The organism is Ferruginibacter sp. (assembly GCF_028288465.1).
Taxonomy (GTDB): domain Bacteria; phylum Bacteroidota; class Bacteroidia; order Chitinophagales; family Chitinophagaceae; genus Ferruginibacter.
The window spans coordinates 35,095-47,351 of sequence record NZ_JAQBNR010000010.1 but is presented as its reverse complement, the minus strand read 5'-3'; the positions used below and the strand labels follow the sequence as shown (position 1 = coordinate 47,351).

At 42.2% G+C, this 12,257-nt stretch carries 6 protein-coding genes; 2 read left to right on the top strand and 4 right to left on the bottom strand.

Annotation, left to right across the window (positions count from 1 at the left end; all coding sequences use genetic code 11):
- Nucleotides 1-443: 443 nt before the first annotated feature.
- On the top strand, nt 444-1,217 hold the full coding sequence (locus JWR61_RS03715) for a glycosyltransferase (protein ID WP_301926513.1): 774 nt from the start codon (nt 444-446) through the stop codon (nt 1,215-1,217).
- Between the two features lie 183 nt (nt 1,218-1,400).
- Here JWR61_RS03715 and JWR61_RS03710 read toward each other — a convergent pair whose 3' ends face one another.
- The 4 genes from JWR61_RS03710 to JWR61_RS03695 all read right to left on the bottom strand — a co-directional run bounded on the left by JWR61_RS03710 (nt 1,401) and on the right by JWR61_RS03695 (nt 10,564).
- The gene (locus JWR61_RS03710) at nt 1,401-4,112 is read right to left on the bottom strand and encodes a glycoside hydrolase family 2 TIM barrel-domain containing protein (RefSeq protein WP_301926512.1); all 2,712 of its coding nucleotides are present in this window, start codon (nt 4,110-4,112) and stop codon (nt 1,401-1,403) included.
- 105 nt (nt 4,113-4,217) lie between these two features.
- Complete coding sequence (locus tag JWR61_RS03705; RefSeq protein ID WP_301926511.1) at nt 4,218-5,159, bottom strand: glycoside hydrolase family 43 protein; 942 nt, start codon at nt 5,157-5,159, stop codon at nt 4,218-4,220.
- 70 nt (nt 5,160-5,229) lie between these two features.
- A complete protein-coding gene (gene galB, locus JWR61_RS03700) occupies nt 5,230-7,659 on the bottom strand; it encodes a beta-galactosidase GalB (protein WP_301926510.1) in 2,430 nt (809 codons plus the stop codon).
- 31 nt (nt 7,660-7,690) lie between these two features.
- The gene (locus tag JWR61_RS03695) at nt 7,691-10,564 is read right to left on the bottom strand and encodes a TIM-barrel domain-containing protein (protein ID WP_301926509.1); all 2,874 of its coding nucleotides are present in this window, start codon (nt 10,562-10,564) and stop codon (nt 7,691-7,693) included.
- Nucleotides 10,565-10,799: 235 nt separating this feature from the next.
- Between JWR61_RS03695 and JWR61_RS03690 the strand changes: the two genes are divergently transcribed.
- Complete coding sequence (locus tag JWR61_RS03690) at nt 10,800-12,257, top strand: gluconokinase (protein ID WP_301926508.1); 1,458 nt, start codon at nt 10,800-10,802, stop codon at nt 12,255-12,257.

The window sequence follows — 12,257 nt, the reverse complement described above, 5'->3', positions numbered from 1 at the left end:
AAATCATACAACATGTATTAATTCATTCTTTGCAGGGTGCTTTTTTATCGGGATAACAAGTTTTACAACGGATATCTTTCACTGATATTATAACTTAAGTTGGATGAACTTATTTGTAGATATTCATCTACGATTGCGATAAAAATATCGCTACAGCAAATGAATAATTCATCCATTACCGGGTTGTTATACTAAAAAAAACGCACGGGGCAGTTGACATGCTGTTTACTTTAACAAGCCCTGTCACGGGATAAATGACCGGCTTGAATTTGAAGCAAGTGTTGCGGACCTGCTACACCAACTTTGTGCACAATGCCACACCAAAGTCAATCCTGCCCATTAAAAACTAACTCCCATTAGATATTTGTCTAAAAAAAAGCAAGTAAGAAATAAAGACATGCTGTTTACGTTAGGGCTGTACAGCATACAACTAAATAATATCAATGAAAGAAAATTTTGAAGGTGTAACGCTCTTGATTACGCATTACAACAGAAGCAGTTCTTTGGAGCATTTGCTTAGAAGCTTTCAAAGCCTGGGGTGCGCATTTGAGGACATTGTAGTTTCGGATGACGGCAGCAAACCGGAGCACCAGGCTTACCTGCGAAAGATACAATCCGAATTTACGTTCCGCTTAATTACTACTCCCCAAAATAAAGGTTTGGGAAACAACCTTAACAAAGGCCAGGAGGCGGTGGTAACACCTTATACGCTTTATGTGCAGGAAGACTTTATACCAACCAGACTTTTTCCGGCCCGTTTCCGGGATGCGCTGACTATTATGAATGAACAGGAAAAGCTGGATGTAGTGCGGTTTTACGCTTACAAAGCCTATCCCTATCTGAAGCCATTTAAAAATGGCTTTTCAGAAATGCTGATTAAACCCTGGTACGCCAACTATGGAAAAATTTATTATTACAGCGATCATCCGCATTTAAGGCGAAGCAACTTTTTGCAAAAATTCGGGCGGTATGCCGAAGGAATGAAAGGCGACCGTACCGAATACCGCATGTGTGTTTCCTTTATACAGCATAAAGGAAAAGGCTTGTTCTACGATGATTTTAAAGCGTTGTTTGTGCAGGAAAATTCGGCCGCAGAACCAAGCACCATGACGAGAAAAAACCTGACTACAAGTAAAAATTCGCTTATCGCCTTTTTAAGGTATGGGTACCGTCAATTGCGTTATAATTTTGATATCCAGTTTGCCCGCTATAATTAAAACCTGACTCCTCATAAAAACGAAATGAGTCCACCGAAAACAGAATAGACAAAACAGGGCTGTTACAATACATATAACCCTTCTCTCAGCAATTAACGAGGCTTTGTATCCAGGATATTATACGAAGCAAGGATTTTTTTGGCAGATAATTAATGCTGAATGTATTGACGCGGATAGACTCAATTACCTGAAATCAAACCACAAATTACCTTTAACCGGAGCATAGTTTAACTGCATATTCAACTGGCTTTGCGGCCCCATTCTTTCAGCAGCCTGAAACTTGGTTCCGATGGCCGGGATGGCATTCATAAAACCGATATTACCTTCAGCAAACGCGGGACTGGTATTTTCATTATTGGCACCCGCAGGTTTCGATGGTTTCAACATCTGCAGGAAAACATTTTCTTCTTCGTTGTATATCCTGAAAGTAGATTCTTTGCTTATAACTTCCACCCAATAGAGGTTTGCATGATAGCCCTTAAACTCAGGATAGTTCCAGCTTTCGCCGGTGATGGTATTGTTGTATTGCTTCTGCCAAACGCCAAACTGCTGGCCTTTTAAACGGTTCTTCCAAACACGGTAAGGCCCACGGCCCAGCCACTTTACACCGGTAATCTTTTCTTCCGGGTAATTAAAGCTGATGCCCATACAAGACACCTCTCCTTTTACAGAATAGGCATACTCAAGTTTTACTGGCTGGCCTGGTGTAAATATCCATTTTACGGTAAAGGAAGAAGGACCTTCATACACAGGTTCAACAATATATTGGGTCCCATTTGTGTAATGTTTCAACTCCTTTAAATTATGTTTTACCCCGGTAACGATGGGACCGTCCGACAAAGAAATGGATGCCTTTTTATTGATGACTTTTGACAACTGGCCTGTGGCATTATCAAAATAATAATTAATGCCATCCAGTTGCACAACGAAATTATCATCCATTGTTTTTGTTTCAATGTTAGATGAAGCAGCAGATGGTATCATCTTCTTTGCCACGGCTGCTGCAGCTTGTAATGACCAGCTCCAGGTAAAAATTTCTTTATTGTAAGGATCATGTGCGGTGAGGTACAACACATCGTTGCTGTTCCATGATGCAGGTAAATTTAACTGCAACGGGCCTGTCCCGCCAGGTGCAAGCGATATAGTTGCTTTGCCTGTTGCAACGATGGTGTTAGATGCGGTCATATCACCGGGAGCTGGCAGCTTCGCCAGTTTCCAGGCGAATGAACATTGATTGAGGTTGGTATATAAATAGCGGTTGGCAATTTCAAGCTTGCCATCAAAAGACGATGTTATTGCAGCTTGTTTGATATACACCGGGCTCCATATTTCTTTAATAGTATAAAAGCTGGCTTCCTTTTCCCGGTATGGACCCACGATGCCATCGGGTGCATGATTGCCATCTGTATCCATCACGCTGTCCTTATCCATGCGTACTATACCTTCATCATGAAAGCTCCATAAAAAACCACCTGCACCATACGGGTGCTGCAGGATCAGGTTCCAGAAATCATCCAGTCCGGCACCATGCCCGCCATCATACAGACCATGCATAAACTCTGTCGGAAAAAATATTTCCTTGCCATACAATGATGAATTGACGAGGTAATTATAATCAGGGTAGTGTTTGGTATCGGTGCCATTAAATTTCTCCCATGGATGAATCACCAACCTGTTCTGCGGATCGTACAATTGATAGTCATTGTCCAGTGCCCGGTTCCAACCGCCTTCATTGCCATTGTCCCACATTACAATACCGGGATGATTGACATCTCTTGTCACCAGTTCCTTCACCAGCCTTCTTCCGGTTACAGTATCATACGCAGCCTGCCAGCCCGTTAACTCATCCAGCACAAACAAACCCAGTGAATCGCAGGCATCTAAAAAATGCTGATCGGGTGGATAGTGTGACATGCGCACTGCGTTCATGTTCATCTCTTTCATCAGGCCAATATCCAGCAGGCTTATTTCTTTACTCAATGTACGACCGGTTAAAGGCCATGAGCTGTGGCGGCACACACCTTTGAAAATTACTTTTTGTCCGTTTACATAAAAACCATCCTGCGACCGTAACTCCGCTGTTCTGAAACCAAATTTTTGTGTAATGCTATGCAGTGATTGATCCCTATTTTTGATGGTAACTTTTACCTGGTACAAATGTGGAAACTCGGGGTTCCATAAATCAGGATTGGTAAATTGCTTTTTTAAAACAATCTTTTCATTGACTGCCGTTACGTTAACAGAAAATGGTGCTTCTACATTTTCGCCGCGTAGGTTCTGTACCTGCGCTTCAATAGTGTTGCCGGCTTTAATATTCATTCCAAACACATCCATGCTGAAAGCTCCATTGGCCTTTGCGTCAATGGCCACTCTGTCAATAAATACGGATGGTAGAATTTCCAAATAGACTGGCCGGTAAATACCGCCCAGCACCCAAAAATCACCATTGCGTTCAGCCCTGTTGATGGATGCATTGGCGGATTGTTTACTAACTTTTACTTCAAGCAAATTATCAACGCCGTATTTGAGTAAGGCACTGATATCATATTTGAAACGATAAAAGCCACCCTGGTGCAGGGCGCCTGCCAACCGTCCATTTATCTTTACTTGGGTGTCCGTCATACTACCTTCAAAAACAATAAACACTTTTTTATTCTTCCATTCTGAAGCCGCTTTAAAAAGATGTTTATACAAACCCTGTTCATCCGTTTTTACTTTATCATGGCCATAGCTATAACCGCCAAAGCTTTGCTGCTCCCAGTTGGAAGGCACGGCAATGCCTGTCCATTTGCCGCTGTTCATCCCTTTCGTGCAAAAGAAATCCCATTGCACGGTATGATCTTTATCTGTGCCGGATAAGTATTGAATGGCTGTTTGCTGGGCCGTTGCATGCACAAAAAATATGGTTGAAATTATAAGTGCAACAAAACTTTGCTTACATATTGTTGGCTGGCAAGATGGCATCATTTCATGTTGATTTTCTGTTGTAAAGTTATCCGGTTATTTAAAGAAACTTTCAAACTCAGGTACCGCAATCCGGATAACCGTCCCGTGCCTTGTGCCGGCAGGAAACTGGATAGCATCAGAAACATCTTTCCAATTCACCAGGTCGGTTGATTCTACCCCACCATATTTTCCTTCTGTGTATTTATCAAAATAAACCATCCATTTTTTATCCAGTTGTATAGCGGTAGGTCCTTCAGCCCAGTACTTGCCGGTAATAGGTGCAGATGGCTTTCCAAAGCCATAGTTAAGGTGATCGCTCCATGCTATTCGGATATTTTTTTGCGGCACTGGTTTTAATGTTTCATCCTTTAAGAACATGCAATATTTTTTACCCACTTTTTGAATGGTAGCATCGATAACGTTGAAGCCCTTATCATATAATAATTTGGCCGGGCTGTATTTTTTAAAATCGCTGGTAGTTACATAATACAACCGGTGATTGTATTTTTCATCACCACTGGTATCTCCGGCTGCAAACCGGCCGGGGATGGTGGTTGACCAATAGATCATGTACAATTTGTTTTGCGCATCATAAATAATTTCGGGCGCCCAGCAATTAAGCGCTGTTGCCTCCTGTTCCATCACGGGTATAAATTCCTGTGCAGACCAATGCACCATATCTTTTGAGCCGGCATAACCAATACCATGGTCTTTCCAGCTAACTGTCCACACCATGTGAAACAAACCATCAGCACCTTTAATGATACAGGGATCTCTCATCAGTTTATCATTGCTTACCGACGGCGTTAGAAAAGAACTATCACCTTTTAAGGCAATCCATTTGTAGCCATCTTTGCTGTATGCTAAATGAAGTCCGTCCTGGCCATTGTCCCTGAAAGAAGCAAAAATTAATATGCTGTCTTTTGCAATTTGCTGCGCATAATTATTTTGTAAGAAGCCAAGCAGAAAAATAAAAGAGACGATCTTCTTTATCATTGTATATAGTACTAAAAATTAAAAATACCGTCACCAAAGTTTGATGACGGCTTTATAAAAGATACAATCTTTATTTTGAAATAATATTTACTTGTGCTGTCTGCAAGCCAGGAGTTGTCGCTTTTAAAATAATATTTCCTTTTTTACTACCTGCCTTTATCACCGCCAAACACAAGCCATTAAAAGCTTTTCGCTTGTTATCCTTAAAGCTTTCCATACTGGTTTCGTTGCCATTGTCCACACCTGCAATACTTCCGCCACCGGTTACTTCAAACCGTACCAGGTTGGCTGCATCCGGTACCAGGTTGCCATTTTTGTCCAGCACTTTAACGGTAACAAAACTTACATCATCACCACCGGCCCTGATCGTTTTTCTATCAGCGGTTAGCTCAATTTTATAGGCTGGTCCGGCAGTTGTTATTTCCCTTGTCAAAACAGTTGTACCATTTTTACGACTGATTGCTTTCAGTGTACCTGGTGCAAAAGGTAAGCGCCACATCACATGCAGGTCATCACCGGTTTTCTTTTTAATGCCAACTGATTTACCGTTTAAATACAATTCCACTTCATCCGCATTGTTATAATATGCCCAAACATCTACCGTGTCTCCCTGCTTCCAGTTCCAGTGCGGCAACAGGTGTAACACATTTTTATTTGTCCATTCGCTTTGGTACATGTAGTATACATCCTTTGGAAAACCCGCCAGGTCGATGATGCCGAAATAAGAGCTTCTTGCAGGCCATGGATAAGGTGTTGGTTCACCAATATAATCAAATCCGGTCCAGATGTACTGGCCTGAAAGGAAATTGTATTTCTTCATTTCTTTCCAGGTTTCTTCATGTGTTGAACCCCAGGGTGCGGAAACATTATCGTATGCAGATACGGTTAAATCTTTATTTCCTTCATTAAACGGTTTGTCCCAACGTGCGGGCCAGCGGCGCAGGCTGTCAGACGGAATCAAATCATAATGGCCACGGGTTTCCAGTGCAGAAACTGTTTCAGTGCCAATAAATTTTTGACCGGGGAAATTCTTTTGAAAGTCTGCAAAATTCTGGTGGTGATAATTGAATCCAACCAAATCCAGCGCACCTGACTGATAAATTTTATTACCCGGCTGAGGATCGTTGAGTGCTGACGTGATGGGACGGGTCGTATCCAGTGCTTTTACAATACCCGCTAACTCTTTGGCAATGGTGATACCTGAGCTATCCCATTGCTCAAGAATTTCATTGCCAATGCTCCACATAAAAACAGAAGGATGATTGCGGTCTCTTAAAATCAAATCTTCCAAATCTCTTTGGTGCCATTCATCCCAAACGAGATGATAATCGTATTTATTCTTTTGTTTTTTCCACATATCAAACGCTTCGTCCATTACAATAAAACCCATCTTATCGCAAAGGTCCAGCAGCTCCGGAGCCGGTGGGTTATGCGACGTGCGGATGCCATTGCAGCCCATGCCTTTTAATATTTCCAGTTGCCTTTCCAAAGCACGGGTATTAATGGCTGCACCCAAACATCCCAAATCGTGGTGATCACAAACGCCGTTTATTTTAACAGGTTTACCATTCAGTAAAAAGCCTTTGTTTACATCAAATACAAAACTGCGTATACCCGTTGGCGTTGTGTACGCATCAACTATTTTTCCGTCACTCACAACCTGTGTTACCACTTTGTATAAATAAGGCCTGGTATCCGACCATAAGGTTGGAGCTGTGATTGTAAGATCCTGTGCGACGCCGGAAACCGTATCCTTCAATGAAATATTGCTGCTGGTTTTTCTCGCCACTTCTTTACCCGCTGCATTGTAAATGATATTGGTTACAACGATATTTTTTTGTGGACTATCTGCATGCCGGATGTTAGCGGCAACATGCACCGTTGCGGAAGTTTTATTGACAAGTGGGGTTGTGATGAAAGTACCCCAATGATCGATGTAAATTTTATCTGTCGTAACCAGCCATACATTGCGGTAAATTCCGGAGCCGGAATACCAGCGGGAATTGGGTTGCTTTGAATTATCTACTTTAACAGCAATCACATTATTTTCGGTTCCGTATTTAAGGTATGGTGTAAGATCATACCGGAAAGAACTAAAGCCACAGGGCCGCAGACCCAGGTAATGCCCGTTGATCCATACTTCACTGTTCATATAAACGCCATCAAAATCAATGCTCACCACTTTATTTTTTGAAGTTACCGGCACCGTAAAGTTTTTGACATACCAGCCAAGGCCGCCACGCAAAGCTCCGCCACCATTGCCTGTCGGACTGGTAGAGTCAAATGCAAATTCTATACTCCAGTCGTGTGGTACATTTAAAGTACGCCAGCCAGTTGTACTTGCCGATGGCTTGCTGTAATCATTTACAGAGTCCAGTTTAAATTTCCAGTTGCTGTTAAAGCTGGTTCGTGTTCGTTGTGCAGTTACACTTTGTACGGGCCATAAAAATGCAATGGATGCCAGCAGGAAAAATGTACACCTGGTTGTAAGGATATTCATATAAGGTTGCTAATTGTTAATAATCATTTTGTTATTTTGAGAGATTTGCGCTCATCTTTTTGCCGATGTATTTTACTGTTTTTTGCGGAGCAAGATTTTGCAAATCAAGTGGCAATGGATTGTCTTTTGTTACCAGGATAATTTTAAAAGTACGGTTATTTAACATGCCTTTAAAACTGCCTTTCCTGTTTTCAATTGTTACTGTTTTTGTTGCTTCGGTATAATTAATTTGTATCGTTGCAAATTGCCCGTTTTCATAATTGTAATTGGTATTTTCATCTTCATACAAGGTAAAGCTCGCGTCCTTACCGCCATACACATATATGGTGATTGGGTCAGCGGGTTTTTCGGCCGTGTACTCCATCTCGGGTCCATAAGGAATGATGGAACCTTCTTTTACAAACAAGGGTATCTGCTCATAAGGTGCATCTGCTGTAATTGTTTGTCCGCCTGTGATAAACTTACCATCATATAAATTATACCAGCCGGTCCCGGCCGGTAAATAAACGCTTCTGTTTCTTGCTAAAAAATCAGTGACCGGGTTTACCAAAATAGCAGGCCCAAACATATACTCGTTGCCTATGTTTTTAACCCCGGTATCATTTGCGAAATCCATTTGCAAAGCACGCATAATGGTGTAATCGTTGTGGTAGGTTTGGCCGGCCAGTGAATAAATGTAAGGCATCAGGCGGTAACGCAGTTTGTCGTAATACAGCATGCTTTTATATGCAGGATGATCTTCCGGTGCGGTGTTAAATATTTCGCGGTAAGGGTATTGTCCGTGTACCCTGAAGAGCGGGCAAAAAGCGCCAAACTGGTACCAGCGGGTCATTTGTTCCCGCCACTCTTCCAGGTCTTTTCCCTTTGCATTTTCGTAGCGTTGCTCTGTAGCGAAGCCGCCTATATCTGTTGTCCAGTAAGGCATTCCGGATAAGCCGAAATTTAATCCAGCGGGAATTTGATTTTTAAAATCTTCCCAACGGGAACCTATATCACCACTCCATGTTGCAGCTGCATATTTTTGAATACCGGCATACGAGGAACGGGTAAGAATAAAAACCCTTTTCGCAGGATTAGTCGCACGCTGCCCTTCATACACACCTTTTGCATTCATCAAGGCAAATGCATTATAATTTTTTGTGGAAGAACCGTAGTAGTTGGGCGTGCTTAATTCTTTGCGTTGCTGCGGACTGCCATTGCTGTTGATATCCGGTTCTGTTGCATCCAGCCACCAGGCATCGACGCCGGCGGGGTACAACGTTTTATTCATCGTCTTCCAGAAAGCTCTACGTGCATTGGGATTATAGGCATCGTAAAAACTGCTGACGTAACCTTTGGCAATCCAGTCTCTTTCATGGTTGGCTACATTGCGTTTATACATCCAGCCGCTGTCGTTCATCATTTTATAATTGTCGATACCTTCATAAAACTTAGGCCATACAGAAATCATAAACTGGGTATGGTATTTTTCATGCAATGTTTTGATCATTCCAGCTGCATCCGGGAAACGTGTTTTATCAAATTCCTGGCTGCCCCACTTGTCCTGCTCCCAGTAGCTCCAGTCTTCTACTATATTATCCAGCGGAATTTTTCGTTTGCGAAATTCTGCTACGATGTTTAATATTTCGTCCTGCGTTTTATAACGTTCACGGCTTTGCCAAAAGCCCATGGCCCATTTTGGCAGCATAGTAGCTTTACCCGTAAGATTGCGGTAACCGCTTATTACTTCATCCATATTAGCACCGGCAACAAAATAATAATCCACCGCAGTGCCTGCTTCTGATTCAAAAGCAAATTCATTTTTATCATTGCCTGCTAAGGGTTTCAGCCAGGTGCAGGAAATATAGGATTGACTGCTGGAAGGATCCCACTCAATTTTAAAATCGTATTTTTTTCCCTTTTCCAAATTGATTTTTACCAGTTCTGTGCCCGGGTTCCAGCTTTGACGCCACCTGCTGGCAATCAACTTCCCATCCATAAAAATTTTTGTGTAGCCAGACAAATAGAAATTAAATACATGCTGGCCGGTAAAACCGCTTTCAATTTTGCCCTGCCATGTTACGAGTGTGTTGGCCAGATTGATAGTGTCGGGGAATTTTTTAAGCGAAGGAATATAAGGATAGTCGATGTAAGACTCGGGCCTTGACACAAAGATGTGCGTTGGATTTTTCTTGTCAATATAAGTAGCTGTTAACCATCCCTCATCACCAGTGGCGCTAAATAATTTCAGCGTGTTCAATTGCTCGTATTCCCTGCTATCAATGCTTTTGGTGATGGAATTGTTGTGCCATAAAATGCCATAATTTTTACTGGAAGTCATAAAAGGAACTGCCACTTCAGTATTGTACTGCGACAATAATACCTGCGTGCCTTTATAATTAAAAACGCCTGCCTGGTGCTGGCCGAGGCCATACAATCCTTCATCAGCGCTGCTTTCAAAAGCCTGTCGTACAATGTAAGACTGTTCGCCATCCAGCGTGGTGCCGGTAAATGTTTTTCCGCCGCCGGGCGCCTCCTGCAATAATACATTGCCTGTTTTGTCAAGAAAACTCACCTGCCCGGTTGATAAAATTATTTTCGCTTGTGTGGTTGCCGTAACTAAAATTACTTCACCTGCAGTTTCTTTGATATCCCACTTAACGGGGGTACGTTTTTTTTCATCCAGCATTAAACTGGGTTGTTCTGCAAACTGATCCAGCGGCGTTGCCGTAATATGAAAAATATTTTCACTGACCACCTGTAGCTTAATCAGCCGGGCAGCATTGGGTTGCCCATTGTTTAGCTGAACAATAATGCCATCTTCAATTTTTGTATAGACAGGTGGCTGAGTTGCAGCTGCAATAAAAGGTGCTAATAAACAAGAACACAAAAAACAAGCAACAATTGCGGAGACTTTGGTAAACATGGAAGCTTTAATTTAGCAGATCGTGATAAAAATCCGGGTAAGCTTAAACGCAAACCGGGTATATTTTATAAAATAAAGTCAAAATGACATTTATACCATAAAGATATTTAAATGTTGACTTCAACGCCATTTATTTAGGGATACCACGGAAAGACAGTATTATTGTTTATAAATAAGCAGTTAACTGCTAAACTGATTACTTATACATTTTGAAAAGCCACACAACGACTGCGGTATGGATTATTTTATAGGAATTGATATTGGAACTACATCTACAAAAGCCGTTGCTTTTTCTTCAACCGGGGTGGTGCTGGCAAAGCAGTCATCCGGCTACCCAATATTGCATCCGCAGGAAAATCAGAGTGAACAAAACCCGCAGGAAATATTAAAAGCGGTAATTCAATGCCTGACCGGCATAGCAAAACAATTGCCACATGATGTTGCGGTACTCATCAGTTTTTCAGCTGCCATGCACAGTTTAATCCTGATGGATGTAAATGATCAGCCGTTAACCAATTGTATTATCTGGGCAGATAACCGTGCCGGTGAATTAGCCGTTGCATTGAAGCAAACGCCACAGGGCGAAAAGTATTATCACAGTACCGGTGTTCCCATTCATGCCATGTCGCCGCTTTGCAAGATGTTTTGGTTTAAAAAGAATGAACCGTTGTTTTTTTCGAAGTGTTCAAAATTTATTGGCATCAAAGAATTTGTATTTCACCGGTTGTTTGGCAAGTACATTGTGGATACCGCAATCGCATCGGCCACAGGTTTATTGAACAGTACCGAACTGCAATGGGAAGCGGACATTCTTGCGGATTTAGGTATTGAAAAAAATCATTTGTCTACCATCGTGCCCTGCCCGCATATTGAATATTTACGCACAGAAATCCAATCGAATACAGCAGAACAATTGAAGGCATTTAAGGAAACCGCTTTTGTAGTTGGCAGCAGTGATGGCGCATTGGCGAATCTTGGCAGCGGCGCTACTGCGGCGGGTTCAATGGCAGTAACTATAGGTACCAGCAGTGCGGCACGGGTCGTTACTTCGCAGCCAATAACGGATAAAAGCATGCGCACTTTTTGCTATCATTTAAACGGCGAACAATATATTCTGGGCGGCGCCAGCAGCAACGGCGCCATCGTTATTCAATGGTTGAAAGAACAATTATTAAAGGATAAAACTGCCTACGACGAATTTATAAATCTTGCGACCAATGTTGCAGCGGGCAGTGATAAATTATTGTTATTACCGTATATTTTGGGAGAAAGGGCCCCATTATGGAACCCCGATGCAAGAGGCGTCTATTTTAGTTTGGATATCAAACATACTACAGCGCATTTGGTACGGGCAGCAATGGAATCGGTGGTGTACAATGTATACAGCATCGGTAAAATACTGATGGAAAAATCACCGGTTACTACCATCTACGCAAACGGTGGTTTTACTGAAAGCCCTCTGTGGGTGCAGATGCTGGCCGATACATTCAACCTGCCGGTAAATGTTATTGCTGTTGAAGAATGCTCTGCTTTGGGCGCTGTGATGGTGGGTATGCAGGCATTGGCATTGCCTTACACCATGGAAATTGCTGTTGGCAAAACCTACCTGCCTGATCAATCAAATCATCAAATTTATCAGCGCCAATGTGCAAAAATGGAGCGGTTGTATGAGCTGGTTAAAGCGGAATTCTGA